The organism is Enterobacter cloacae complex sp. 382A5 (assembly GCF_050031095.1).
GTDB lineage: Bacteria > Pseudomonadota > Gammaproteobacteria > Enterobacterales > Enterobacteriaceae > Enterobacter > Enterobacter cloacae.
In genome coordinates this window covers 763,167-788,722 of record NZ_JBLGVK010000001.1, presented here as the reverse complement: position 1 = coordinate 788,722, position 25,556 = coordinate 763,167, and the positions used below count along the sequence as shown (strand labels likewise).

At 55.4% G+C, this 25,556-nt stretch carries 22 protein-coding genes; 5 read left to right on the top strand and 17 right to left on the bottom strand.

All coding sequences use genetic code 11. The features are described from left to right. Nucleotides 1-11 precede the first annotated feature (11 nt). Nucleotides 12-1,394: a type II secretion system protein GspE gene (gene gspE, locus ACQG2G_RS03735; RefSeq protein ID WP_038418685.1), complete on the top strand. Its 1,383-nt coding sequence runs from the start codon at nt 12-14 to the stop codon at nt 1,392-1,394. Further along, nucleotides 1,384-2,568 carry a protein transport protein HofC gene (gene hofC / locus ACQG2G_RS03730; RefSeq protein WP_061772144.1) on the top strand — a complete coding sequence of 395 codons (1,185 nt, stop codon included), beginning with the start codon at nt 1,384-1,386 and terminating at the stop codon, nt 2,566-2,568. Before gspE ends, hofC begins: the two co-directional genes overlap by 11 nt. A 32-nt stretch (nt 2,569-2,600) precedes the next feature. Here hofC and ACQG2G_RS03725 read toward each other — a convergent pair whose 3' ends face one another. Next, nucleotides 2,601-3,644 carry a GMP reductase gene (locus ACQG2G_RS03725; RefSeq protein WP_094085070.1) on the bottom strand — a complete coding sequence of 348 codons (1,044 nt, stop codon included), beginning with the start codon at nt 3,642-3,644 and terminating at the stop codon, nt 2,601-2,603. A 228-nt stretch (nt 3,645-3,872) separates the two neighbouring features. Between ACQG2G_RS03725 and coaE the strand changes: the two genes are divergently transcribed. From coaE to yacG, 3 genes are read left to right on the top strand one after another with little or no spacing between them, the layout of a single operon-like run. After that, nucleotides 3,873-4,493, top strand: coding sequence for a dephospho-CoA kinase (gene coaE / locus ACQG2G_RS03720; protein WP_014830656.1), 621 nt, complete (start codon nt 3,873-3,875; stop codon nt 4,491-4,493). Next, the gene (zapD, locus tag ACQG2G_RS03715) at nt 4,493-5,236 is read left to right on the top strand and encodes a cell division protein ZapD (protein ID WP_047352027.1); all 744 of its coding nucleotides are present in this window, start codon (nt 4,493-4,495) and stop codon (nt 5,234-5,236) included. The genes coaE and zapD overlap by 1 nt, the downstream gene beginning before the upstream one ends. A 9-nt stretch (nt 5,237-5,245) precedes the next feature. Next, nucleotides 5,246-5,440, top strand: a complete 195-nt coding sequence (gene yacG / locus ACQG2G_RS03710; protein WP_003856332.1) for a DNA gyrase inhibitor YacG — start codon at nt 5,246-5,248, stop codon at nt 5,438-5,440. A gap of 34 nt (nt 5,441-5,474) precedes the next feature. Here yacG and mutT read toward each other — a convergent pair whose 3' ends face one another. From mutT to ACQG2G_RS03630, 16 genes are all read right to left on the bottom strand, one after another. After that, nucleotides 5,475-5,867 carry an 8-oxo-dGTP diphosphatase MutT gene (gene mutT, locus ACQG2G_RS03705; protein WP_061771578.1) on the bottom strand — a complete coding sequence of 131 codons (393 nt, stop codon included), beginning with the start codon at nt 5,865-5,867 and terminating at the stop codon, nt 5,475-5,477. 56 nt (nt 5,868-5,923) lie between these two features. Then, nucleotides 5,924-8,629 (bottom strand): preprotein translocase subunit SecA, encoded by a 2,706-nt coding sequence (secA, locus tag ACQG2G_RS03700; protein ID WP_426769204.1) that lies wholly within the window; start codon nt 8,627-8,629, stop codon nt 5,924-5,926. Between the two features lie 59 nt (nt 8,630-8,688). Next, nucleotides 8,689-9,192, bottom strand: coding sequence for a secA translation cis-regulator SecM (secM, locus tag ACQG2G_RS03695; RefSeq protein ID WP_029882703.1), 504 nt, complete (start codon nt 9,190-9,192; stop codon nt 8,689-8,691). A gap of 279 nt (nt 9,193-9,471) precedes the next feature. Beyond that, a complete protein-coding gene (gene lpxC, locus ACQG2G_RS03690) occupies nt 9,472-10,389 on the bottom strand; it encodes a UDP-3-O-acyl-N-acetylglucosamine deacetylase (protein ID WP_013095578.1) in 918 nt (305 codons plus the stop codon). Between the two features lie 101 nt (nt 10,390-10,490). Beyond that, complete coding sequence (gene ftsZ, locus ACQG2G_RS03685) at nt 10,491-11,642, bottom strand: cell division protein FtsZ (RefSeq protein WP_008501978.1); 1,152 nt, start codon at nt 11,640-11,642, stop codon at nt 10,491-10,493. A 63-nt stretch (nt 11,643-11,705) separates the two neighbouring features. Continuing rightward, a complete protein-coding gene (ftsA, locus tag ACQG2G_RS03680) occupies nt 11,706-12,962 on the bottom strand; it encodes a cell division protein FtsA (RefSeq protein ID WP_006173845.1) in 1,257 nt (418 codons plus the stop codon). Then, nucleotides 12,959-13,801 carry a cell division protein FtsQ gene (ftsQ, locus tag ACQG2G_RS03675; protein ID WP_013095577.1) on the bottom strand — a complete coding sequence of 281 codons (843 nt, stop codon included), beginning with the start codon at nt 13,799-13,801 and terminating at the stop codon, nt 12,959-12,961. The genes ftsA and ftsQ overlap by 4 nt, the downstream gene beginning before the upstream one ends. Nucleotide 13,802: 1 nt before the next feature. After that, complete coding sequence (locus tag ACQG2G_RS03670) at nt 13,803-14,723, bottom strand: D-alanine--D-alanine ligase (RefSeq protein WP_020688498.1); 921 nt, start codon at nt 14,721-14,723, stop codon at nt 13,803-13,805. Next, on the bottom strand, nt 14,716-16,191 hold the full coding sequence (murC, locus tag ACQG2G_RS03665; RefSeq protein WP_013095575.1) for a UDP-N-acetylmuramate--L-alanine ligase: 1,476 nt from the start codon (nt 16,189-16,191) through the stop codon (nt 14,716-14,718). The genes ACQG2G_RS03670 and murC overlap by 8 nt, the downstream gene beginning before the upstream one ends. A 58-nt stretch (nt 16,192-16,249) precedes the next feature. Beyond that, entirely contained in the window at nt 16,250-17,314 is a 1,065-nt protein-coding gene (gene murG / locus ACQG2G_RS03660) for an undecaprenyldiphospho-muramoylpentapeptide beta-N-acetylglucosaminyltransferase (protein ID WP_013095574.1), read from the bottom strand. Further along, the gene (gene ftsW / locus ACQG2G_RS03655) at nt 17,311-18,555 is read right to left on the bottom strand and encodes a cell division protein FtsW (RefSeq protein WP_013095573.1); all 1,245 of its coding nucleotides are present in this window, start codon (nt 18,553-18,555) and stop codon (nt 17,311-17,313) included. The genes murG and ftsW overlap by 4 nt, the downstream gene beginning before the upstream one ends. Continuing rightward, entirely contained in the window at nt 18,555-19,871 is a 1,317-nt protein-coding gene (murD, locus tag ACQG2G_RS03650) for a UDP-N-acetylmuramoyl-L-alanine--D-glutamate ligase (RefSeq protein ID WP_061772069.1), read from the bottom strand. Before murD ends, ftsW begins: the two co-directional genes overlap by 1 nt. Before the next feature lie 2 nt (nt 19,872-19,873). Continuing rightward, nucleotides 19,874-20,956: a phospho-N-acetylmuramoyl-pentapeptide-transferase gene (mraY, locus tag ACQG2G_RS03645; protein WP_008501985.1), complete on the bottom strand. Its 1,083-nt coding sequence runs from the start codon at nt 20,954-20,956 to the stop codon at nt 19,874-19,876. Next, nucleotides 20,950-22,308: a UDP-N-acetylmuramoyl-tripeptide--D-alanyl-D-alanine ligase gene (murF, locus tag ACQG2G_RS03640; protein ID WP_020688495.1), complete on the bottom strand. Its 1,359-nt coding sequence runs from the start codon at nt 22,306-22,308 to the stop codon at nt 20,950-20,952. Before murF ends, mraY begins: the two co-directional genes overlap by 7 nt. Further along, a complete protein-coding gene (murE, locus tag ACQG2G_RS03635; RefSeq protein WP_061772068.1) occupies nt 22,305-23,792 on the bottom strand; it encodes a UDP-N-acetylmuramoyl-L-alanyl-D-glutamate--2,6-diaminopimelate ligase in 1,488 nt (495 codons plus the stop codon). Before murE ends, murF begins: the two co-directional genes overlap by 4 nt. Continuing rightward, nucleotides 23,779-25,545, bottom strand: coding sequence for a peptidoglycan glycosyltransferase FtsI (locus ACQG2G_RS03630; RefSeq protein WP_023620014.1), 1,767 nt, complete (start codon nt 25,543-25,545; stop codon nt 23,779-23,781). Before ACQG2G_RS03630 ends, murE begins: the two co-directional genes overlap by 14 nt. Between the last annotated feature and the right edge of the window lie 11 nt (nt 25,546-25,556).

The window sequence follows — 25,556 nt, the reverse complement described above, 5'->3', positions numbered from 1 at the left end:
AGGAACGGACAATGAATTCAGACCAACTCGTCACCCTGTGCCAGCGCCACCATGCTTTGTTGCTGACCAGCGACGCCGACATGATTAGCATCGCCGTCGTGGGCAATCCCGCCGCTGAAATGATGGAAGCGCTGCGTTTCGCCACGCAAAAACGTATTGATATTGAATGCTGGACAGCGGAGCGCATGGAAAAACACCGGCAGTTAACCGCGCAATCACACCTCCCGGTTGTTTTAACGCCGCACAACACGGTGGATATTCTCAACCACACCCTGCAGCAGGCGATCAACCAGCGCGCATCTGACATTCATATCGAACCGATGGGGGATATCTGTCAGGTCCGCTTGCGTGTTGACGGTGTGCTTTGCCCGCTGCCACCGCTTTCTGCAGCGGTGGCAAATACCCTCACCGCTCGCTTAAAAGTGCTGGGCCAACTGGATATTGCGGAGCGCCGTTTACCGCAGGATGGTCAATTTACGATTGAACTGGCAAGCGAGCCGGTCTCTTTTCGCATCGCCACGCTTCCCTGCAGCGGCGGAGAGAAAATTGTGCTGCGCCTGCTGCATCAGGTTCATCAGGCGCTGGAACCCGAAAAACTGGGAATGAGTGCGAAACAGCTGGCCCGCTTTAACGAGATCCTCCATCAACCGCAGGGGCTGATTTTGGTCACGGGCCCCACTGGCAGCGGAAAAACGGTCACGCTCTATAGCGCATTGCAGGCGCGTAATACCCCTGACGTTAACATCTGCAGCGTGGAAGATCCGATCGAGATCCCGCTTGCGGGGCTGAACCAAACGCAGATTAATCCCCGTGCGGGCTTAACCTTTCAGAGCGTTCTGCGGGCGCTCCTGCGCCAGGATCCGGACATCATTATGGTAGGCGAAATCCGCGATAGTGAAACGGCAGAGATCGCCATTAACGCCGCACAGACCGGGCATCTGGTGCTGTCGACGCTGCACACCAACTCCACGACGGAAACCGTCATTCGCCTGCAGCAGATGGGGGTCGCACGCTGGATGATCTCCTCTGCACTATCGCTGGTGATTGCCCAGCGACTGGTGCGTCGTCTGTGTCCTCACTGTCGGCAGGAAGCCAACAGCCGCGCAGAATTACCGCGCACCGTATGGCCCCGGCCGCTTCCTCGCTGGCAACCTGGCGGCTGCGATCGCTGCTATCACGGCTTTTATGGCCGCGTCGCTATTTTTGAAGTCCTCGCCATCGACACCACGCTCCGGCAGGCCATCGCCAGTGGCGCCTCGATAGAGGTCATCGAAGCCAGCGCTCGTCAGGCGGGAATGACATCGTTATTTGAGCAGGGTTGTCTGGCCGTAGAGCAAGGACTGACCACGCTCGAAGAGTTGCTGCGCGTGCTGGGAATGCCCAATGAGTGTTAATCATCTCTGGCGCTGGCGGGCGCTATCCAGTGAAGGCGAATCTCTGTGTGGGGTGCTGTGGGCGCCAGATCGCGAAACGGCCTTCGTCAGGCTGATGCGTAAAGAGTTACACCCACTTTCGCTCACCCGATGCTCGCTGACGCACCGCTGGCGACCCCATCATTGCTATGAGATGTTTCGCCAGCTTGCCACGCTGTTGCAGGCTGGCCTGACGTTATCGCAAAGTCTGCAAATGCTGGCCGAGCAGCATCCTGTCAAACACTGGCAGGCGCTGCTGGAAAACATGAATGATGATCTGAGCGAGGGATGCGCCTTTTCAGAGGCGCTGAAGCGATGGCCTGCGGTATTTAGCCCGCTGTATGTCTCGATGGTAAAAACAGGGGAGCTAACGGGGAAGCTGGAAACGTGCTGCCGCCAGCTCGCTCAGCAGCAACAATCCCAGCAGCAACTCACGGCAAAAGTGAAGAAGGCGTTGCGCTATCCGACGATCATCCTGGCGCTGGCCATTCTTGTCGTTCTGGCCATGGTCACCCTGGTCTTGCCGGAGTTCGCGGCCATCTACAAAACGTTTAATACTCCCCTGCCGCTGCTGACACAAATGGTCATGGGCCTGTCGGCGTTTATCCAGACATACGCCATCGCCCTGTTCGTGCTGTTGCTTATTCCCGTGGCCATCGCCTGGGCGCTGCGACAGGATCCACGCTGGCAACATATCCTGATGCATATTCCCGTGACGGGAAGGCTGGCAAGAGGGCAAAAACTGGGGCAGATCTTTACCGTACTGTCACTCACCCAGCAGGCGGGCATCCCCTTTTTACAGGGATTACAGAGCGCAGAAGAAACTGTTGATAGCCGGTACTGGCAAGGCATATTGCGCAGCGTTCGTGGGGACATTGAACAAGGCTTTACCGTCTGGTCTTCATTTCAGAAAGCGGCCGTCTTTACCCCGCTGTGCATTCAACTCATACGCACCGGAGAGGTCTCTGGGTCACTCGATATTATGCTGGAAAACCTTGCCCGCCATCATACGGAGCAAACCTTTCAACTGGCAGATAATCTAGCCGCGCTTCTGGAGCCAGTGCTGCTGATTGTGACGGGGGTGATTATCGGTACGCTGGTGGTGGCGATGTATCTGCCCATTTTCCATCTCGGGGATGCAATGAGCGCGGGATAACGCTGGCGTACGGACATACGCCAGCGAAAACATTACAGGCTATTGAAAACGCGGTTTTCCTGCTCCTGAACGCGGATAAACGTCGTACGTTTTGTCAGCTCTTTCAGACGGGATGCCCCAACGTAGGTACATGCGGAACGCAGGCCGCCCAGGATGTCACGAGCCGTGTTTTCGACCGGGCCACGCAGGGGCAGCTTCACGGTTTTGCCTTCCGCAGCACGGTATTTTGCAACGCCACCTACGTGACGAGTCATTGCTGATTCTGAGCTCATGCCGTAGAACAGCATGAACTTCTCGCCGTTCTCTTCAACCACGGTACCGCCGCTCTCTTCATGACCCGCCAGCATGCCGCCGAGCATCACGAAATCCGCGCCACCGCCAAAGGCTTTCGCGACATCACCCGGCATGGTGCAACCGCCGTCGCTGATGATCTGGCCGCCCAGACCGTGCGCGGCATCAGCACACTCAATCACCGCAGAAAGTTGCGGGTAACCCACACCGGTCTTCACACGCGTGGTACACACGGAACCCGGGCCAATGCCCACTTTTACGATGTCTGCACCGGAAAGGATCAGCTCTTCACACATTTCACCGGTTACCACGTTGCCCGCGATAATGGTTTTGCTGGGCCAGGCCTCACGCGCCTTGCTGACAAACTGCACGAAGTGCTCGGAGTAACCATTTGCCACATCAATACAGACAAAATTGAGCGCCGGGTTAGCGTTAAGAATCTGTTTGGTCTTCTCGAAATCGGCATCGGAGGTACCGGTGGAAACCATGACATGCTTCACCACATCGTCCGATGCAGAGGCGATAAAGGTATTCCACTCTTCCGGGCTGTAGTGCTTATGCACAGCGGTGAGGATATCGAATTTCGCCAGCGCGGTTGCCATCTCGAAGGTTCCCACCGTATCCATATTGGCTGCGATGATCGGCACGCCAGACCAGGTCTGACCGGAATGTTTAAAGGTGAATTGACGTTCGAGTTCAACGTCTGAGCGACTTTTCAGTGTAGAGCGTTTAGGGCGGATAAGAACGTCTTTGAAACCTAACTTCAGATCTTCTTCGATACGCATGTGCGGATTCCTGGGGTTAGAGGCAAATATGTTAAAAGCACAACTCCAGTGACGTTATCATACGCACTAATACCTGCTCCGCAAGACTGCGAAATTCTCTTTTTTTACGCTACAATCCTATAAATTTACCTGGTAAAAAGCCGGTAAAGAGAGCCAAACAGTGGCTGGCGCACGTTTGAATTTTAACCAACTGATTTTAATAATGAATAATTCCCAGGATTTGATTTAATGGGGTATATCGTCGCATTAACCGGCGGCATCGGTAGCGGGAAAAGTACCGTTGCGGACGCATTTTCTCGTCTGGGTATCACCATAATCGATGCCGATATCATTGCCCGTCAGGTGGTAGAGCCAGATACACCCGCACTAAACGCCATTAAGGCACATTTTGGTCAGGCAATTATCAACGCGGATGGCACGCTAAATCGCCGCAAGCTTCGTGAGTGCATTTTTTCTGATTCTTCAGAAAAGGCCTGGCTTAATGCTCTGCTCCACCCCATTATCCACCAGGAAACCCAGCGTCAGATTGCCGCAGCCCGCTCGCCGTATGTTCTGTGGGTGGTTCCGCTGCTGGTAGAGAATCAACTGCACAATAAAGCGGACCGGGTACTGGTCATTGATGTCTCACCCGAAACGCAAATCCAGCGCACCGTGGCGCGCGACCATGTCTCGCGCGAACAGGCTGAACAAATTCTTGCCGCTCAGGCCACGCGCGCTCAGCGCCTTGCCGTTGCGGATGATGTTATTGATAATAACGGCGCACCAGATGCCATTGCATCGGATGTTGCCCGCCTGCACGCGCAGTATCTGACGTATGCCGCGCAGGCCGTTGCACAGGAAAAACCATAATGTCGACCCACATCCTTTTTGAGCATCCGCTCAACGAAAAAATGCGTACCTGGCTGCGTATCGAATTTCTGATTCAACAACTCTCACAACATTTGCCCATCAACGATCATGCGACGGCGCTGCACTTCTTCCGCAATGTGGGCGATCTTCTGGATGTGATTGAGCGAGGCGACGTTCGCACCGAGCTACTGAAAGAGCTGGAGCGCCAGCAGCGTAAACTACAGGCCTGGGCCGAAGTACCGGGCGTTGACCAGAGCCGCATTGATTCACTCCGTCAACAGCTTAAAAACAGCAGCAGTACGCTGATGGCCGCTCCCCGCGTTGGACAGTTTTTGCGCGAAGACCGCTTAATCGGGCTGGTGCGCCAGCGCCTGAGTATCCCGGGCGGCTGCTGCAGCTTTGACCTGCCGACACTGCATATGTGGTTACATATGCCGCAGCTCCAGCGTGATGCACAGGTGAAAAGCTGGCTGGACAGCCTGGAGCCAATGCATCAGACGTTATCCCTGATCCTGGATCTCATCCGTAACTCGGCGCCATTCCGCAAGCAAACCAGCCTGAACGGTTTCTACCAGGACAACGGTGATGATGCGGATCTGCTGCGTCTTAACCTCTCTTTAGGTGAACAGCTTTACCCGCAAATCTCCGGGCATAAGAGTCGTTTTGCGATTCGCTTTATGCCGCTGGATAGTGAAAATGGCACCGTGCCGGAACGCCTCGATTTTGAACTGGCCTGTTGTTAAGGAGTGCCTATGTCTGATGTAACCACCGTAAACTGCCCAACCTGTGGCAAAACTGTTGTCTGGGGAGAGGTGAGTCCGTTTCGCCCATTCTGCTGTAAGCGCTGTCAGTTAATTGACCTGGGCGAATGGGCGGCGGAAGAGAAACGCATTCCAAGTGAAGGCGATCTCTCGGACAGCGATGACTGGAGCGAGAACCAGCAGTAGAGTTCAAAGCCTGCTGGCGCTTCGCTTAGCAGGCCTACAGGTTGCCCGTTAGCCGGGATATAACGGGCGCATTTGCCGGAGGAAATTTTTCGGCATCACTCGCGTGAAGCGAAACCCAGCCACCCGGTTGACCCTCTTTCCCCCAGGGTTCCCCCTCCCAGCTTTCCACAAGCCAGAACCACAGCGTGATGTGACGATCCGGAAACTGGTATTCCAGCTTATCAAACAGCGTTACGCCAATCGGAGTAATGCCGACCTCTTCCTGAAGCTCACGCACCAGCGCCTGCTCCGGCGTTTCACCGGACTCGATTTTCCCGCCAGGAAACTCCCACTTGTTTGCCATGTGGGCGTCAGCGGCACGTTGCGTGATGAAGATTTGGTTTTGCGGGTTGCGAATAATCCCGACAGCAATTTGCAGTATTTTCATATTGTCACTTCCATAAAAAAGGCGCAGATTTCTGCGCCTTTTCGTTTTTTATGAACTTAGCTCAGACGGCCGTGGCACGCCTTATATTTTTTACCGGAACCGCATGGGCACGGATCGTTACGCCCCACTTTGCGATCGCCAGTTTGCGCGGCGATTGCCGCAGCGGCTTCGCTATCGTCAGTCTGGTGGCTGAGCTGCTGCATCTGTGCCAGACGCTCGGCTTCCTCACGACGCTGTTGCTCCATCGCTTCCACTTCTTCCGGCATACGCACCTGCACTTTGCTCAGGGTGCTGATAACTTCATATTTCAGCGACTCCAGCATGGAGGCAAACATCGAGAAGGATTCGCGCTTGTACTCCTGCTTAGGATCTTTCTGCGCATAGCCACGCAGGTGGATCCCCTGACGCAGGTAGTCCATCGCCGCCAGGTGCTCTTTCCACAGTGAGTCCAGCGTCTGCAGCATCACCCCTTTTTCGAAGTGACGCATCATCTCAGCGCCAACAACCTCTTCCTTACGCTTGTATACCTCCAGCGCGGTTTCGTAGATACGCTCGCGCAGGGTCTCTTCGTGCAGCTCAGGCTCTTTATCCAGCCACTCTTTGATTGGCAGGTCGAGATCGAAGTCGTTTTTCAGGCGCTCCTGAAGGCCTTCGATATCCCACATCTCTTCCAGAGACTGAGGCGGAATGTGCGCATCGATAGTCGCTTTGAACACATCTTCACGAATGCTGTTGATGGTTTCGCTCACGTCGGATACGTCCAGCAGTTCGTTACGCTGGGTATAGATAGCACGACGCTGATCGTTGGCGACGTCGTCATATTCCAGCAGCTGCTTACGAATATCGAAGTTGCGGCTTTCCACTTTACGCTGCGCGTTGGCAATCGCTTTGGTCACCCATGGGTGCTCAATGGCTTCACCAGGTTTCATCCCCAGCTTACGCATCATGCCGGAAACACGGTCAGAGGCGAAGATACGCATCAGCGCATCTTCCATCGACAGGTAGAAGCGGGAAGAACCGGTATCCCCCTGACGACCTGCACGACCACGCAGCTGGTTATCGATACGACGTGATTCGTGACGCTCGGTACCAATGATGTGCAGACCACCAGATGCCAGAACCGCGTCATGACGCACCTGCCAGTCGGCTTTGATCTGCGCAATCTGTTCCGGCGTTGGGTTTTCCAGCTCAGCCACTTCGGCCTGCCAGCTACCGCCCAGCATAATATCGGTACCACGACCCGCCATGTTGGTGGCGATGGTCACAGCCGCCGGATAACCCGCCTGCGCAACGATATCTGCTTCTTTGGCGTGGAATTTGGCGTTCAGTACGTTGTGCTTGATACCCGCTTTGGTCAGCTCATTAGACACCACTTCGGATTTCTCGATGGAGATGGTCCCCACCAGAACCGGCTGGCCTTTAGCTGTACGCTCGCGAATATCTTCGATGATTGCCTGAATTTTTTCCGCTTCGGTCATGTAGACCAGGTCTGGCATGTCCTTACGGATCATTGGACGGTTGGTTGGAACGACAACGGTATCCAGTTTGTAGATGGAGCTGAATTCAAACGCTTCGGTATCTGCTGTACCGGTCATCCCTGCCAGCTTCTCGTACAGACGGAAGTAGTTCTGGAAGGTAATAGACGCCAGCGTCTGGTTTTCGTTTTGAATATCCACGCCTTCTTTGGCTTCAACGGCCTGGTGCAGACCGTCAGACCAGCGACGACCCTGCATGGTACGGCCGGTGTGCTCATCAACGATGATGACTTCGCCGTCTTTGACGATGTAGTCGACGTCGCGAGTGAACAGCGCATGGGCGCGCAGTGCGGCAGTCACGTGGTGCATCAGCATGATGTTGCTCGGGGAGTAAAGAGACTCGCCCTCTTCCATGATGCCTTCAGCCACTAACAGCTCTTCAATTTTAACCAGACCACGTTCGGTCAGGTTCACCTGGCGCGCTTTTTCATCAACGGAGAAGTGGCCTTCACCCTGGAAGGTATCGGAGTCTTCTTTCTCCTGACGCAGCAGGTGTGGAATGATTTTGTCGACTTTACGGTACATATCAGAGCTGTCTTCGGCCGGACCGGAGATGATCAGCGGGGTACGCGCTTCATCGATCAGAATGGAGTCCACCTCATCCACCAGCGCATAGTGCAATTTACGCTGCACACGTTCTTCAGGGCTGAACGCCATGTTGTCACGCAGGTAGTCGAAGCCGTATTCGTTGTTGGTACCGTAGGTGATATCGGCGTTATACGCTTCGCGCTTGGCTGGCGCAGGAAGACCGGACATGTTGATGCCGACGGTCATCCCCAGGAATTCGAACAATGGACGGTTATTTTCGGCGTCACGCTGTGCCAGATAGTCGTTGACGGTCACGACGTGCACGCCTTTACCGGTCAGTGCATTCAGGTAGGCAGGCAGCGTCGCGGTCAGGGTTTTACCTTCACCGGTACGCATTTCCGCGATGCAGCGCTCGTTGAGCACCATACCGCCCAGCAGCTGCACGTCGAAGTGACGCATGCCGAATACACGTTTACTCGCTTCACGCACAACCGCGAAGGCTTCCGGGATCAGGCTTTCTAAGGTTTCGCCTTTTTCCAGGCGTGCGCGGAATTCTGCGGTTTTCGCTTTCAGCTCGTCATCAGACAGCTTTTCCATCGCCGGTTCCATACCGTTGATGACAGCGACAGCTTTGCGCATACGGCGCAGGGTACGATCGTTACGACTACCAAAAACTTTGGTTAATAATTTGATTAGCATAATAAATTCTCAAACGCCCCATAACGGGCAGATAAATTAAGGTATTGAAAACGGTTAATTTAACTGAGGCGCTGAGGCCCGGCGCGGATGCCGTGAACCTGGCTTATCCACGTCGAGACAGAGAATGTGGCGGGTGAAACAACGACGGATTGCGCTGTCTGCGGAACGCTAACAGCTGGCTGGCTGTCCTGCGTCAACAGCGCGTTGAGCGTATCCAGCAGCGCAAGGTGTTGCGCCTGAACCGGCAGCGTCTCTTCAGCAACCGGTATGGCCTGCGGCGCCATTGCAAATGACAGATGGCGGATAACCGTGCGGATGGCGTGCTGCTGCCAGTAATCTACCGAAAAGTTAGGACGGCGGCTGGCTTCAAGCCACGCAAGATTGGTGAAGTTAACGCGCGCGGTGAGATCGTGTTTAGTGGTTGACGTCTTTGCCGGTGTGGCAGCTTCGGCGCTGTTGCTGAGCGCAGGCAAGCCGAAACTCGCCGCGACCATCCCTAATAAGAGATGCGGCCAGAAGTAACGTCTGCCAAATTGTCGCCAGCGCGTCAGAATTCCGCTCACTTGCTCCACCACATAAGCCCGTCTTACACAGGCTGAGTTCAGTTATTCTTTTAAGCGCCCAGATATTACCACTAAAGCCAATACACAGCAGCAGGAATGACGTACTGCAGCGGGGAAAAACGGTCAAGAATGCAGCTAACGCACAGATTTTCTACGCCTGCTAAGCGAAAGGGGAAGCTGGGGCAAAATGAAGAAAGGTAAAAATAAAAACGACTGGTTTCCCTGGTCGGAGAGAGTACCAGGTTAACCAGTCGATTTTTTACGAAACGGCTTGAACCGTTACGCCAGAACCAGGCCAGGGGCTTTGAAGGCCAGCGGCAGTTCAGCTTCGTCTTCGAAGGTCACATACTCCCAGGCTTCCTGTTTTGCCAGGACGGCCTGCAAGAGTTTGTTATTCAGCGCATGACCGGATTTGAACGCGGTAAATGCACCAATAATGTTGTGACCACACATGAACAGGTCGCCAATTGCATCAAGCATTTTGTGGCGAACGAATTCATCTTCGAAACGCAGACCGTCTTCGTTCAGTACGCGATAATCGTCAACAACGATGGCACAATCGAAGCTGCCGCCCAGGCACAGGCCGCGGGACTGCAGATATTCGATATCACGCATGAAGCCGAAAGTACGAGCACGGCTGATCTGGCGCATAAACGCATCAGCAGAGAAGTTCATCGCATAGCGCTGGGTACTGGCATCAATCGCCGGATGGTTAAAATCGATGGTGAAGTCCAACGAGAAACCATTGTACGGTTTGAATTCAGCCCACTTGTCGCCATCTTCGACGCGAACGGTCTCTTTGATGCGAACAAATTTCTTCGCGCAGTTCAGTTCTTCGATGCCGGCATCCAGCAACAGATAAACGAACGGAGCAGCACTACCATCCATGATCGGGATTTCTGGCGCATCGACTTCAACAATAATGTTGTCGATACCCAGACCCGCCAAGGCGGCGTTCAGGTGCTCTACGGTAGAAATCCGCACGTCATGCTCGTTCACCAGACAAGTACAGAGCATAGTATCACGCACAGATTTGGCATCGGCCGGAAAATCTACCGGTGGATTCAAGTCGGTGCGACGATAGATGACCCCGGTATTGGCCGGCGCAGGGCGTAACGTCAGGGTGACTTTCTTGCCGGTATGTAAACCGACACCTGTCGCCTGAACGATACGTTTAAGTGTCCTTTGTTTGATCATCGTATAATCTCGCCAAATTAACTATCCAACCGAGAGTGTATATCACTAACGGTGGGCCAGTTTAGCACAAAGAGCGGAAATCCCCAAATTCCAGCCAATTCTTAGTCAGCTTGCTTACGCAGGAACGCCGGGATATCCAGATAATCTGGCTCTTTCGCCGTTTGCGGCGTTGGGTCATTAACCACTTTCGCGGCCGGTTTTTGCTCCTGAGTCAGAGGAGACATACCGTGCTGCTGGTAACGATCCATTACCGGTTGCTGAGTCTGCTTGTTCGTCACCAGCGTGATTTCAGGACGCTTGTCCATACCGATACCGGTAGCAACAACCGTTACACGCAGCTCGTCGTTCATTTCCGGGTCAAGGGAGGTACCGATTACCACGGTCGCGTTGTCAGAGGCGAACGCACGGATGGTGTTACCCACGGTTTCGAACTCATCCAGACGCAGGTCGAAGCCAGCGGTGATGTTGACCAGCACGCCACGCGCACCCGACAGATCGATATCTTCCAGCAGCGGAGAAGAGATAGCCATTTCAGCCGCTTCTTCCGCACGGTCTTCACCGCTCGCCACGCCGGAGCCCATCATCGCGTAGCCCATTTCGGACATCACGGTGCGAACGTCAGCAAAGTCAACGTTCATCAGGCCAGGACGGGTAATCAGTTCAGCGATACCCTGAACCGCGCCTTTCAGCACGTCGTTTGCTGCGCCAAAGGCATCCAGCAGAGAGATACCGCGACCCAGCACTTTCAGCAGTTTGTCGTTCGGGATGGTGATCAGCGAGTCCACATGCTTGGACAGCTCGGTGATACCCTGCTCCGCGAAGGCCATACGTTTCTTGCCTTCAAAATTGAAAGGCTTGGTCACGACAGCAACGGTCAGGATACCTAAATCTTTAGCCACTTCAGCCACAACAGGTGCTGCGCCGGTACCTGTACCGCCACCCATACCTGCTGCGATGAAGACCATGTCCGCACCTTCCAGTGCAGCGCGTAACGCTTCACGATCTTCTTCAGCCGCATTGCGACCTACTTCCGGGTTAGCTCCTGCGCCCAGACCTTTGGTGATGCCACCACCGATCTGGATAGTCTGGCCGACTGCCGTCTTACGCAGTGCCTGTGCATCGGTGTTAACCGCAAAGAATTCAACACCTTCAATGCGCTCGCGCACCATATGCTCTACGGCGTTACCGCCGCCGCCACCGACGCCGATGACTTTAATCACCGCGTCGTTGGTCAGTTCCATAGGTTCAAACATAATTTCTCTCTCCGTTGTGCCTGTCGCCCGAGACCGTTAATTCTCTCCGGTCTCTTAAAAAAATTAAAACTCTTTTCGCAGCCAGTTGTTCAGTCGTTTGACCCACGACCCCACTGAGACGCGTTTTTCCACTTCTGCTTCACCACTGAGATGGGATTCTTTCCCGTAGTGGAGCAGGCCCACAGCCGTTGAATAGTAAGGCTCCTGGGCATAATCCGTTAAACCGGTAATATTCAGCGGTGCGCCAATACGCACCTGCGTATGGAACACACGCTGCGCACAGGCCGCAAGACCTTCAATTTGCGCTGCACCGCCGGTTAATACAATCCCCGCCGCAAGATGATGTTTTACGCCCTGCTGGCGAAGCTGTTCCTGTAATTGCAAAATCTCTTCGTTGACCAGGTTGAGCAGCTCGGTATAGCGCGGCTCAATCACCTCTGCCAACGTCTGGCGCTGCAGGCTACGCGGCGGACGGCCGCCCACGCTTGGCACTTCAACGCTCTCATCTTTGCCAACGATAGACCCCAGCGCACAACCGTGGCGCACTTTAATCGCTTCTGCATCGCTTGGCGGCGTACCAAACGCGTAGGCAATATCGCTGGTCACCACGTTCCCCGCGTAAGGGATCACTTTGGTGTGGCGCAGGGCACCGCCGGTATACACGGCCATATCCATTGTACCACCACCAATATCGACCACACAGACGCCCAGTTCACGTTCATCTTCGGTCAGCACGGAATAGCTTGCCGCCAGACCGGCGAAAATAAGTTGGTCAACTTTCAGGCCACAACGTTCAACGGCTTTTACGATGTTCTTCGCCATATCGTTGTGACATGTGATCAGGTGCACTTTTGCCTGCATACGCACGCCAGACAGACCAACCGGGTTCTTGATCCCTTCCTGGTAGTCGATCGCATATTCCTGCGGGATCACGTGCAGCACGCGATGCTCATCGCGCACGCGCACGGACTTCGCCGTATGCACTACGTTTTCAACGTCTTCCTGCGTCACTTCTTCTTCAGAAATGGGCACCATGCCGATTTCGTTCTGGCAGCTGATATGCTTACCAGAGAGGGCCAGATAGACAGAGGAAATCTGGCAATCTGCCATTAATTCAGCCTGATCGATGGCGCGCTGTACGCATTTCACCACCGACTCAAGATCGTTTACCCCACCTTTATCCATACCACGGGACGGGCAGCTGCCCACGCCAATGATATTGACCATACCGTCGGGCAGAACTTCCCCTACTAAAGCGGCAACCTTCGCGGTGCCAATCTCCAGTCCAACTACCAGTTTTCTGTCCGTCGCCTTGATCATTGTTGTTCTGCCTGTACCTGTGCCTGATTCTGTTGCTGATTAGGTTCCTCGACCGGAGCCGGTACCCAACCGACTGCTGCGCCTGAGTCATAGCGCAAATCAACGTAGCTTATCCGTTTACCGTCAGTCTGTGCCTGCTGCTGTAAAACCGGGTAAAGTTCTACAAAACGCGCCAGACGCTTCATCGTGTCGCCGCGGCCAAGGTTGAGCTTAATGCCATTCGTTAAGGTGAGCTGCCACGAACGGCGCGCCGTCATCGCAGCTTCTTTTAACGTAAACCTGTCCTTCGCCAGCACTTGCCCCATCTCGCGAAAACCCTGTAACACTTCGTTTTCGCTGCCTTCAGGACCATACAACATCGGTAAATTTTGCTTGTTGACACGATCGGCCGGGACGCTGAAGGAATTTCCGTCTACGTCAACCATGTGCTGATCATTCCAACGCGCAATGGGCACATATTCAACCAGATGAATCTTCAATTCATCAGGCCATTGCTTTCTTACACTCGCCTGTTTTATCCAGGGCAGACGTTCAATCTGACTCTGGATAATGTTGACATCCTGCGTCATAAAGGTGCCAGGCGACCCCAGTGCCAGAATCGACTGGCGAATATCATCGTTACGCGTGTAGTGGCGTTCACCGGTGACCACCAGCTTCGACAGCGGCAACCGCTGCGCATCTTCCATCCAGCCCAGTACCATCCAGCCGCTGATAAACACGGTGCACAGCACCCCGAGCAGGAAAATAATCCCTGCAAGACGCGTTCCATTACTCCGGCGTGAAGAAGAATATTCTTCCTCGTCATCGCGGTTACGCGTGTTCAATGCAGCCTGAGACATATCAGCCCGCCTGGTCCAGAATACGTACGACTAACTGCGAGAAGCTCATCCCCGCCTGACGCGCGGCCATCGGCACAAGGCTGTGGCTGGTCATGCCTGGAGAAGTATTCGCTTCCAGCAAATAAAATTGCCCATCGCTGTCGAGCATCACATCAATGCGTCCCCAGCCACTGCAACCAAGAATATGCCAGGCTTTAAGCACCAGGGACTGTAAATCCGCTTCACGTTCTGCTTCAAGACCTGCTGGGCAGAAATATTGCGTCTCGTCAGAGAGATACTTCGCCTCATAATCATAGAAGACGCCAGCAGGTTGGATGCGAATCGACGGTAAAATTTCTTCACCAAGCATCGCCACGGTAAATTCCGGCCCGCTGAGCCATTTTTCAATCAGAACTTCTTCATCGTGTTGAAATGCCAGCGCTAAAGCAGACGATAAATCGTCAGCTTTATCAACTTTGGACATCCCAACGCTCGACCCTTCACGGCTGGGCTTTACAATAACCGGTAAGCCCAGCTCAGCAATGCGTGCATTAACGCTATCCTGAAGGCCCATTTCAAATTCGCGGCGCGTCAACGCAACCCACGGCGCAACCGGCAAACCCGCCCCCTGCCACAGCAGTTTACTGCGCAGTTTATCCATTGAGAGGGCGGAGGCCATCACGCCGCTGCCGGTGTAGGGCATACCGATGAGATCCAGCAACCCTTGCAGGGTACCGTCTTCTCCCCCACGACCGTGCAGAGCAATAAAGACTTTATCGAAGCCCATTGCTTTCAGCTGCGTTACATCGACCTCTTTCGGATCGACCAGATGTGCATTAACGCCAGCCTCACGCAGGCCCGCCAGTACCGCAGCGCCTGAATTCAGGGAAACCTCGCGCTCGGCGGAGGTGCCGCCAGACAGGACAGCAATCTTATCAGCCATGATGCTCATCCTCCTGAGTTTGCGGCTTCAGTTTGATTTCAGCTAAGGTACGGGCGATTTTGCCGATATTTCCCGCGCCCTGAATCAGAATCAAATCGTTACCTGTCAGTACCGGCGCCAGAATTTCGGCGACCTGAGCAGGATCCGAAACCAAAATAGGGTCTACTTTACCGCGTCCGCGAATGGTTCGACACAGAGAACGGCTGTCCGCGCCTGGGATCGGCGTTTCACCTGCAGAATAAACATCCAGCATCAGCAATGTGTCCACCTGGGACAGCACGCTGGCGAAATCGTCATACAGATCGCGCGTACGCGTAAAACGGTGTGGCTGGAAGATCATCACCAGGTTCTTCTCTGGCCATCCCGCACGTGCGGCCTTAATGGTCGCGTCCACTTCGGTTGGATGGTGGCCATAGTCGTCTACCAGCATGGCAGTACCCGGTTTACCGTTTACCGCATCCAGCGGGAATTCGCCAAGGAAGTCGAAACGACGCCCGGTTCCCTGGAAGCTTTCCAGCGCACGCAGGATCGCATCGTCATCAATGCCTTCTTCCGTCGCGACGGCCACCGCCGCGGCTGCGTTCAGGGCGTTATGACGACCTGGTGCGTTCAGCGTCACGTGCAGCAGCTCTTTGTCCTGACGCGCCAGGGTGAAATGCCCCTGCGCACCAATCTGTTTGTACTCTTCCACGCGAACATCCGCGTCTTCGCTGAAGCCATAGGTGGTGATCTGACGACCAACCCGCGGCAACAACTCGCGAATGACCGGATCGTCCACACACATTACCGCGCGTCCATAGAACGGCAGGTTATGCAGGAAGTTGATAAAGGTCTGCTTTAAGTTCTCGAAGTCGCCCTGGTAGGTATCCATGTGGTCAGCTTCGATGTTAGTGACAATCGCCACCATCGGCTGCAGATGCAGGAACGACGCATCGCTCTCATCCGCTTCCGCAATCAGATAACGGCTGTGGCCCAGACGCGCATGCACACCTGCTGCTTTTACCAGACCGCCGTTGACGAACGTCGGGTCGAGACCCGCTTCGGCATAAATACTGGAAACCATCGCCGTGGTCGTGGTTTTACCGTGCGTCCCGGCAATCGCAATCCCGTGACGAAAACGCATCAGCTCTGCCAGCATTTCCGCGCGGCGGATCACCGGAATACGCGCTTCATGCGCGGCCACGATTTCCGGGTTATCAGAGGAGATGGCGCTGGATACCACCACCACACTCGCATCGCGCACGTTTTCCGGGCGATGGTTGAAATAGATAGTCGCCCCAAGCGACGCCAGTTGCTGCGTTACAGGGTTTGGCGCCAGGTCAGACCCGCTGATCTGATAGCCTTCGTTAGCTAACACTTCGGCAATACCGCCCATGCCAGCACCACCGATGCCAACAAAGTGAATGTGCCGGACGCGACGCATCTCGGGCACGATTGAACGCAGTTTTGCCAGTTGTTGTGTATTCATTCTCTAAACGCCATCGACTACTTAAAAAAATCGTGCAGCGCAACACGCGCTGCGAGGGTTAAGCCTGGGCTGCCAGGCTCACTTCTTTTGCCACCCGCTCCGTTGCATCAGGAATGGCCGCCGCACGTGCGCGTTGCGCCATCTCCATTAATGTTTCCCGGTTCCAGCCCGCCAGGGTGGTGGCGACCGCATCGGCGGTAAATTGTGGCTGCTCGAATATTTTCGCGGCACCGGCTTTTTCAAGCGGCAGCGCATTCCAGTACTGCTGACGATCTTTGTGCTGGAACGGCACAAACAGAGCCGGTAAACCCGCGGCGGCAATTTCACTCACCGTTAATGCACCGGAGCGACAGACCACGACATCGGCCCAGGCGTACGCTGCCGCCATATCGTCGATAAATTCCGTCACTTTGTGCTGCGGCTGACCTTCTGCCGCATAAGCCTGCTCAACGGTCTGCTGAGCGCCTTTTCCGCTTTGATGCCAGATGGTCACGGCATCACCCAGCTTTGCGGCAACCTGCGGCATCGTCTGGTTCAGAATGCGTGCGCCCTGCGATCCGCCGACGACCAGCACGCGAACAGGGCCTTCACGGCCAGCCATGCGGGTATCCGGCAACGGTAGCGCCAGCACATCCACACGCACCGGGTTTCCGACGACGTCCGCTTTCGGGAACGCACCAGGAAATGCCTGCATCACTTTGGTGGCGATTTTCGCCAGCCACTTGTTGGTCAGTCCGGCAATACCATTCTGCTCATGCAGTACAACGGGAATGCCCAACGACCACGCGGCAAGTCCGCCCGGACCGGAAACATAACCGCCCATGCCCAGCACCACATCCGGCTGAAAGCGCTTCATGATGCTGCGTGCCTGACGCCATGCGTTGAAAATGCGCACCGGCGCCAGAAGCTGGGCCTTAATGCCTTTGCCACGAAGGCCAGAAATACGAATAAAATCGATCTCAATACCGTGCTTCGGTACCAGGTCGGCCTCCATGCGGTCTGCGGTTCCCAGCCAGCGTACCTGCCAGCCCTGATCCATTAAATGGTGCGCAACCGCCAGCCCCGGGAACACATGTCCACCGGTACCGCCTGCCATCACCATTAACCGCTTCGGTTGATTCATCGTGAACCTCGTGTAAACGCCTGGGCTTTTTCCAGACGCGTTTCATAATCTATACGTAACAACATCATGATGGCCGTCGACATGATCAACAGACTGGAACCACCATAACTGATCAACGGCAACGTCAGGCCCTTGGTCGGCAGCATACCCGCTGCGGCCCCGACGTTAACCAATGCCTGGAAGCTAAACCAGATACCAATTGAACAGGCTAAGAAACCTGAGAAGCGGTGATCGATCTCCAGCGCTTTCCGCCCAATCGACATGGCGCGGAAAGCGACGAAGAATACCATTAATAGCGCTAATACCACACCGATATAACCCAGTTCTTCCGCAATAATGGAGAAGATGAAGTCAGTATGCGCTTCGGGTAAATACTCCAGTTTCTGAACCGAGTTGCCCAGGCCTTGTCCCCAGACTTCACCGCGGCCAAACGCCATGAGTGACTGCGTCAGCTGATAGCCACTGCCAAACGGATCTTCCCACGGGTTCCAGAACGAGGTCACACGGCGGATACGGTATGGTTCAGCAAGGATCAGCAGGACAACCGCTGAAATACCCATCCCGATAATGGCGATGAACTGCCACAGTTTCGCCCCCGCCAGGAACAGCATCGCCAGCGTCGTCACAAACAGAACCACCACGGTACCGAGGTCAGGCTGCGCCAGCAGTAAGACCGCCAGCACCAGAATCACGCCCATCGGTTTCAGGAAGCCGCGAAGGTTGTTACGCACTTCATCTACTTTGCGCACCAGGTAGTTCGCCAGGTAGCAGAACAGGGACAGTTTGGTAAATTCTGCAGGCTGAATACGCAGCGGACCAAAGGCGATCCAGCGCGATGCCCCGTTTACGGAACTCCCCACCACCAGCACGATCAGCAGCATGATGATCGAGGCGATCAGCATCGCGGTACTGTGTCGCTGCCAGAACGCCATTGGCAGACGTAAGGTTATCAGCGCAAGACAGAACGCCAGGATGATGTACAGACCATCACGCTTGGCAAACAGGAAAGGATCGTTCGCCAGTCGCTGCCCGACGGGCATTGATGCTGACGTCACCATAATAAAGCCGACCGCCGCCAGCCCCAGGGTGAGCCAGAAGAGCGTGCGATCGTACATGATCAGGCTGTCGTTATCTTTCTGACGAGAGCCCATCACCCAGCCTTTCAGTGCCGCAAACAACCACACCAGGACACCAAATCCTGGGAAGCGCGGCATTTTCAGGCGAGGGAGAGATAAACGCATCAGCCTAACTCCTTCGCCAGGCGGGTAAAGACATCACCACGCTGTTCGAAATTCTTGAATTGATCGAGGCTGGCGCATGCCGGAGAGAGCAGCACCATATCGCCCGGCTTCACGCGAGGAGCAATCAGGCGCATTGCCTGTTCCATGGTTTCGGTCTGCTCGGCGATCTCAGGACGCAATTCCGCCAGTTCCCTGCCATCACGACCAAAGCAGTAGAGACGGATGTTATCGCCGGAAAGATACTGCTTCAGGGAGGTGAAATCGGCGGACTTACCGTCGCCACCCAGCAGCAGATGCAGAGTACCTTCCACCTGCAAACCATTCAGCGCGGCCTCTGTACTGCCTACGTTGGTAGCTTTGGAATCATTGATCCAGCGTACGCCGTTATGCTCCAGCGCCAGCTGGAAACGGTGCGCCAGTCCGGTAAAGGTGGTTAGGGCCTGCAGGCTGGAGGAGCGTGGCAGACCGACGGCATCCGCCAGCGCCAGCGCAGCCAGCGCATTGGTGTAGTTATGCTGACCGGAAAGCTTCATCTCCTTCACGTTCAGCACTTTCTCACCTTTCACCCGCAGCCAGGTTTCACCCAGCTGACGGTTCAGATGATAATCACCCATGGTGATACCAAAGCTGATGCAGCGGTCATCGGCACCGCGTACCGGCATGGTCAGGGCATCATCGGCGTTAACGACGCAGACTTTGGCATTTTCATATATACGCAGTTTGGCTGCGCGATACTGCTGTAGACCAAACGGATACCTGTCCATATGATCTTCGGTCACGTTCAGGATTGTGGCCGCGGCAGCATGCAGGCTGGAGGTGGTTTCCAGCTGGAAGCTGGAGAGTTCCAGCACGTACAGCTCGCAGCCTTTGTCCAGCAGCATCAGCGCAGGCAAACCAATGTTGCCGCCAACGCCGACATTTTTGCCCGCCGCTTTCGCCATCTCACCCACCAGGGTAGTGACGGTGCTTTTTCCGTTAGAGCCGGTAATGGCGATAACAGGCGCCTGCGCTTCGCGGCAGAACAGCTCGATATCACCGACAATCTCAACGCCCGCATCGGCTGCGGCGCTCAGTGAAGGGTGCGCCAGCGCCATACCGGGGCTGGCCACAATCAGATCGGCTGCCACCAGCCAGTCATCATTCAGACCACCAAGGTGGCGTTCAACCTGTTCCGGCAGTTTGTCCAGACCCGGCGGAGAAACACGCGTATCCATCACCCGCGGCGTCACGCCGCGCGCAAGGAAAAAGTCCACGCAGGACAGGCCAGTAAGGCCCAACCCGATGATAACGACTTTTTTGCCCTGGTAATCTGCCATGATTAACGTACCTTCAGCGTTGCCAGGCCAATCAGCACCAGCATCAGCGAAATAATCCAGAAGCGCACGATGACGCGCGGCTCTGGCCAGCCTTTCAGTTCATAGTGATGGTGAATCGGTGCCATACGGAAGATGCGCTGGCCGCGCAGCTTAAAGGAACCGACCTGCAGGATCACCGACAGGGTCTCAACCACGAATACCCCGCCCATGATCACCAGCAGGAACTCCTGGCGCAGCAACACGGCAATAATACCCAGCGCGCCGCCCAGAGCCAGTGAACCGACGTCACCCATAAAGACCTGGGCCGGATAGGTGTTGAACCACAGGAAGCCCAGCCCCGCCCCGACAATGGCCGTACAGACGATCACCAGCTCGCCCGCGTGACGCAGATAAGGAATGTGCAAATAGTTGGCAAAGTTCATGTTGCCGGTCGCCCACGCCACCAGCGCGAAACCTGCGGCCACGAAGACCGTTGGCATAATGGCCAGGCCATCCAGACCATCGGTCAGGTTCACCGCGTTACCGGTGCCCACAATCACGAAGTACGCCAGCAGAATGTAGAACAGCCCAAGTTGCGGCATGACGTCTTTAAAGAACGGCACCACCAGCTCGGTAGCGGGAGTGTCTTTTCCGGCCAGATACAGCGCGAAGGCCACGCCCAGCGCAATTACCGACATCCAGAAATATTTCCAGCGGGCGATCAGACCTTTCGTGTCTTTACGTACCACTTTGCGGTAATCATCAACAAACCCAATGATTCCGTAGCCCACCAGCACAGTCAGCACACACCAGACGTACGGGTTGGATGGATAGGCCCACAGCAGCACGGAAACCACGATCGCGGTCAGGATCATAATCCCGCCCATGGTTGGCGTACCGCGCTTGCTGAAGTGCGATTCCGGACCATCGTTACGCACAACCTGGCCGAAAGAGAGTTTTTGCAGACGGGCAATCATGCGCGGGCCCATCCACAACGAGATGAACAGCGCAGTCAGCAGGCTGACGATGGCGCGAAACGTCAGATAGGAAAAGACGTTAAAGCCTGAGTAATATTTGACCAAATGTTCGGCCAGCCAAACTAACATGTCCCGTTCTCCTGTAATGCGTGCACTACCTCTTCCATGGCGGCACTACGTGAACCTTTCACTAACACAGTCACAATTTGTTTTTCAGCAATCAACGTCTTCAGACGTTCAATCAGTGCGGCTTTATCGGCAAAATGTTCGCCAACACCGCTGGCATGGCTAATCGCCTGGCTCAGTTTTCCTGCGCTCAGTACGCAATCCAGCCCGGCCGCTTTCGCGGCTTCACCCACCTGGGTATGACAGGCTTCGCTCTCATCGCCCAGCTCGGCCATATCGCCAACCACCATCACGCGATAGCCTGGCATTTCGGACAACACCTGTACGGCTGCCGTCATCGAACCGACGTTCGCGTTGTAGGAGTCATCCAGCAGCAGTTTGTTTTCTGCAAGCTGGACTGGGAACAGACGTCCCGGTACGGCTTTTAAATTCGCAAGGCCAGTTTTGATCGCGTCATGTGTCGCGCCGACGGCCATCGACAGCGCCGCGGCAGCAAGCGCATTGGCGATGTTATGGCGACCCGGCAGCGGCAGCAGAACCTCAATGCCTCCCGTTGGGGTATTGAGCGTGAATTCCGTGCCATGCGAAGTCACATGGATATGGGTCGCGGTAAAATCACTGTCTGCCGCATTAGGCGAGAAGCGCCACGTCTTACGTGAACCGATGATGCTCTGCCAGTTCAACCAGTCGTTATTATCGGCATTCATAATGGCGATACCGTTATCCGGCAGGCCGGTATAGATCTCACCTTTGGCTTTCGCCACGCCTTCAAGTGAACCGAAACCTTCCAGATGCGCGGCGGCCAGGTTGTTCACCAGCGCAGCCTCCGGACGCGTCAGGCTGACCGTCCAGGCAATTTCACCCTGGTGGTTTGCCCCTAATTCAATCACCGCAAAGTCATGCTCTTTGGTGAGGCGAAGCAATGTCATCGGCACGCCGATGTCATTATTTAGATTGCCTGCGGTGTAAAGTGTGTTACCGCACTGACTGAGGATCGCCGCCGTCATCTCTTTTACTGACGTTTTGCCCGAAGACCCCGTCAGAGCAACAACGCGAGCTGGCACCTGCTGACGAACCCATGCTGCCAGTTCACCAAAGGCAAGGCGCGTATCCTTCACCACAATCTGCGGTAAATCGATATCGAGTTTGCGGTTCACCAGCAGCGCACCCGCACCATTCTCTTTCGCCTGTTCAGCAAAATCGTGGGCGTCAAAACGTTCGCCCTTCAGCGCCACAAACAGGCACCCGGCGGTCACTTTGCGGGTATCTGTCGTCACGGCGTCGATGGTCAGATCCTGACCATGCAGCGTCCCCTGCAGGAGGGTTGCCGCCTTGCCGAGCGTTAAGCTGATCATGCCACCACTCCCAACAGACGCGCTGCCGTTACACGGTCCGAATAGTCCAGACGACGATTGCCAACAATCTGATAATCTTCATGGCCTTTACCCGCCAGGAGCACGACGTCGTTCTCCTGCGCCTGCATGATGGCGTTGGTCACGGCTTCCGCACGGCCTTCCACCACGCGGGCACGTCCTGCGTCCAGCATACCGTCCAGGATATCGTTGATAATGGCGCGCGGCTCTTCATTACGCGGGTTGTCATCGGTCACAACCGGAATATCCGCGAACTGTTCGGCGATGGCACCCATCAACGGACGCTTGCCCTTGTCACGATCGCCCCCGCAGCCAAACACACACCAGAGCTTACCGGCGCAGTGCAGACGTGCCGCTTCAAGCGCTTTTTCCAGCGCATCCGGCGTGTGGGCATAATCGACAACAACGGTCGGTTTACCTGGTGCACTGAACACTTCCATACGGCCACAGACGGGCTGCAGACGCTCTGCGGTGTTGAGCAGTTCGGCCATCGGATAGCCCAACGCCAGCAGCGTTGCCAGCGCCAGCAGGAGGTTGCTGACGTTAAACGCCCCCATCAGGCGGCTTTCAATTTCGCCTTCACCCCAGGAAGAGGCAAAGCGAATCGTCGCGCCGCTGTCGTGATAATTAACCTCAACCGCCTTCAGCCAGCGGCCATGGCAGTTCGGATTGATATGGTCTTCCATCGACACCGCAACCGCATCCGGCAGCTTCGCAAGCCAGTGGCGCCCCACTTCGTCATCAGCGTTGATGATGGCCTGTCCATAGTGATGCGTGGAGAAGAGCAGCCATTTCGCGGCCTCGTAATGCTCCATATCACCATGATAATCAAGATGATCGCGACTCAGGTTCGTGAAAACGGAGGCAGCAAATTTCAACGCCGCCACACGATGCTGTACCAGACCATGAGAGGAGACTTCCATCGCGGCAAAGGTCGCACCCTGCCCTGCCAGACCAGCAATTACATGTTGTACGTCAACCGCGGAGCCGGTGGTGTTTTCCGTCGGGCTCACTTTACCCAGCAGCCCATTCCCCACGGTGCCCATTACGGCGCCGGTTTCTCCCAGCAGCTGCGCCCATTGCGCCATCAATTGGGTGGTCGTCGTTTTTCCGTTAGTACCCGTCACGCCCACCAGACGCAGCTGGTCTGAAGGCTCGTTATAAAAACGTCCCGCCAGTGCGGAGAGTCGCTCATTCAACTGGCTAAGGTAGATAACCGGCACACCGTGCATTTCACGGATTTCACCGTCGGTTGCCTCATCTTTAGCCTCAGCAATAATGGCAGCTACACCTTGCGCAATCGCCTGCGGGATATATCGACGCCCGTCCGCCTGATGACCAACTACAGCCACAAAAAGATCGCCGGAAGCAGCCACACGGCTGTCCAGTACCATCTCCCGTAGCGCTCGCTCAGGTGCGTTTGGCACCCACGGAGCGAGAAGGTCGCGCAAATTACGATCTGCCACCTGTACCCTCGCCTTGATTAATTACAAATTCACTTTTTTCGCCCGTTGCCAGCGCGTCCGGTTCAACGTTCATGGTGCGTAATACGCCGCCCATGATGGCGCCGAACACAGGCGCTGAAACGGCGCCGCCGTAGTATTTACCCGCCTGTGGATCGTTAATGACGACCACCAGCGCAAAACGCGGATTGCTTGCAGGCGCAACGCCTGCGGTATAGGCAATATATTTGTTGATGTAGCGGCCATCTGGCCCCACTTTTTTCGCCGTACCGGTTTTAATGGCGATGCGATAGCCTTTGATCGCCGCCTTCACGCCGCCACCGCCAGGTAGCGCCACGCTTTCCATCATATGCACAACGGTACGAACGATAGATTCCGGGAAGATACGCTCGCCCGGAACCGGTGGATCAACTTTGGTAATCGACAGCGGGCGATAGACGCCATAGCTGCCAATCGTTGCGTAGACTCGCGCTAACTGTAACGGGGTTACCATTAGCCCGTAGCCGAAAGAGAAGGTGGCCCTCTCTATGTCAGACCACCGTTGTTTTTGAGGATATAAGCCACTGCGTTCTCCGACCAACCCCAAATTGGTCGCCTTTCCTAGCCCAAAACGTGAGTAAGTCTCTACTAACGCTGAGGACGGCATCGCTAACGCCAGCTTTGAAACACCGACGTTACTCGACTTCTGTAATACCCCGGTCAGGGTCAATTCGCTGTAGCGCGCCACGTCTTTAATCTCGTGGCCGTTGATTCGGTAAGGGATCGTGTTCAGAACCGTGTTCTCATTGACGATGCCGCGTTGCAGCGCCGTCATCACCACCATCGGCTTCACCGTGGAGCCAGGTTCGAACACGTCGGTAATGGCCCGGTTACGCATTGCATCTTTGGCGGTACCGGTAAAGTTGTTCGGGTTGTAGGACGGGCTGTTGGCCATCGCCAGCACTTCGCCAGTGCTGACATCCACCAGCACGGCGCTGCCCGACTCCGCCTTGTTAAAGGCCACGGCATTGTTCAGCTCGCGATACACCAGCGCCTGCAGGCGTTCATCAATGCTCAACGCCAGGTTATGCGCGGCCTGGCTGTCTGTGGAAGAGATATCTTCAATCACGCGACCATAGCGGTCTTTACGCACGATTCGCTCACCCGGCTGACCGGTAAGCCACTTATCGAAGCTTTTTTCAACCCCTTCAATCCCCTGGCTGTCGACGTTGGTAAAACCAATGAGGTGAGCGGTTACTTCGCCGGAAGGATAGTAACGGCGGGACTCTTCGCGCAGATGGATACCCGGGAGCTTCAGTTTTCTGATGTAATCGGCCATGTCAGGGTTAACCTGACGCGCCAGATAGATAAAGCGCCCTTTCGGGTTGGCATTAACGCGGGAGGCAAGCTGATCCAGCGGCATTTTCAGGGCGTCAGACAGCGCTTTCCAGCGGTTGTCGAGCGTGATACCACCGGCATCGTGCAGCTCTTTCGGATCGGCCCAGATCGCCTTCACCGGTACGCTCACCGCCAGCGGACGACCGGAACGATCGGTGATCATCCCGCGAGATGTGGAGACTTCCTGTACGCGCAGAGAGCGCATATCGCCCTGGCGCACCAGCATGTCAGGCGCGATGATTTGTAGCCACGCCACACGCCCCAGCAGGAAGCCCAGCGCGAGTAAAATGCAGCCGCAAAGCAACGCAAAACGCCAACTGATAAAGTTGGCCTGTTCTTCCTGACGTTTTGGTTTTAGCGTTTTTGCCGCTGCTCTCATGCGTCGCGTTT

What these genes read in the sequence shown, in the direction of transcription:
- ftsZ (WP_008501978.1), bottom strand. Translation starts at nt 11,642, where the DNA reads ATGTTTGAACCTATGGAACTGACCAACGACGCGGTGATTAAAGTCATC.
- ACQG2G_RS03630 (WP_023620014.1), bottom strand. Translation starts at nt 25,545, where the DNA reads ATGAGAGCAGCGGCAAAAACGCTAAAACCAAAACGTCAGGAAGAACAG.
- ACQG2G_RS03725 (WP_094085070.1), bottom strand. Translation starts at nt 3,644, where the DNA reads ATGCGTATCGAAGAAGATCTGAAGTTAGGTTTCAAAGACGTTCTTATC.
- ACQG2G_RS03670 (WP_020688498.1), bottom strand. Translation starts at nt 14,723, where the DNA reads ATGGCTGATAAGATTGCTGTCCTGTCTGGCGGCACCTCCGCCGAGCGC.
- murC (WP_013095575.1), bottom strand. Translation starts at nt 16,191, where the DNA reads ATGAATACACAACAACTGGCAAAACTGCGTTCAATCGTGCCCGAGATG.
- gspE (WP_038418685.1), top strand. Translation starts at nt 12, where the DNA reads ATGAATTCAGACCAACTCGTCACCCTGTGCCAGCGCCACCATGCTTTG.
- murG (WP_013095574.1), bottom strand. Translation starts at nt 17,314, where the DNA reads ATGAATCAACCGAAGCGGTTAATGGTGATGGCAGGCGGTACCGGTGGA.
- hofC (WP_061772144.1), top strand. Translation starts at nt 1,384, where the DNA reads ATGAGTGTTAATCATCTCTGGCGCTGGCGGGCGCTATCCAGTGAAGGC.
- murD (WP_061772069.1), bottom strand. Translation starts at nt 19,871, where the DNA reads ATGGCAGATTACCAGGGCAAAAAAGTCGTTATCATCGGGTTGGGCCTT.
- ftsA (WP_006173845.1), bottom strand. Translation starts at nt 12,962, where the DNA reads ATGATCAAGGCGACGGACAGAAAACTGGTAGTTGGACTGGAGATTGGC.
- mraY (WP_008501985.1), bottom strand. Translation starts at nt 20,956, where the DNA reads ATGTTAGTTTGGCTGGCCGAACATTTGGTCAAATATTACTCAGGCTTT.
- zapD (WP_047352027.1), top strand. Translation starts at nt 4,493, where the DNA reads ATGTCGACCCACATCCTTTTTGAGCATCCGCTCAACGAAAAAATGCGT.
- secA (WP_426769204.1), bottom strand. Translation starts at nt 8,629, where the DNA reads ATGCTAATCAAATTATTAACCAAAGTTTTTGGTAGTCGTAACGATCGT.
- mutT (WP_061771578.1), bottom strand. Translation starts at nt 5,867, where the DNA reads ATGAAAATACTGCAAATTGCTGTCGGGATTATTCGCAACCCGCAAAAC.
- coaE (WP_014830656.1), top strand. Translation starts at nt 3,873, where the DNA reads ATGGGGTATATCGTCGCATTAACCGGCGGCATCGGTAGCGGGAAAAGT.
- yacG (WP_003856332.1), top strand. Translation starts at nt 5,246, where the DNA reads ATGTCTGATGTAACCACCGTAAACTGCCCAACCTGTGGCAAAACTGTT.
- ftsQ (WP_013095577.1), bottom strand. Translation starts at nt 13,801, where the DNA reads ATGTCTCAGGCTGCATTGAACACGCGTAACCGCGATGACGAGGAAGAA.
- murF (WP_020688495.1), bottom strand. Translation starts at nt 22,308, where the DNA reads ATGATCAGCTTAACGCTCGGCAAGGCGGCAACCCTCCTGCAGGGGACG.
- lpxC (WP_013095578.1), bottom strand. Translation starts at nt 10,389, where the DNA reads ATGATCAAACAAAGGACACTTAAACGTATCGTTCAGGCGACAGGTGTC.
- ftsW (WP_013095573.1), bottom strand. Translation starts at nt 18,555, where the DNA reads ATGCGTTTATCTCTCCCTCGCCTGAAAATGCCGCGCTTCCCAGGATTT.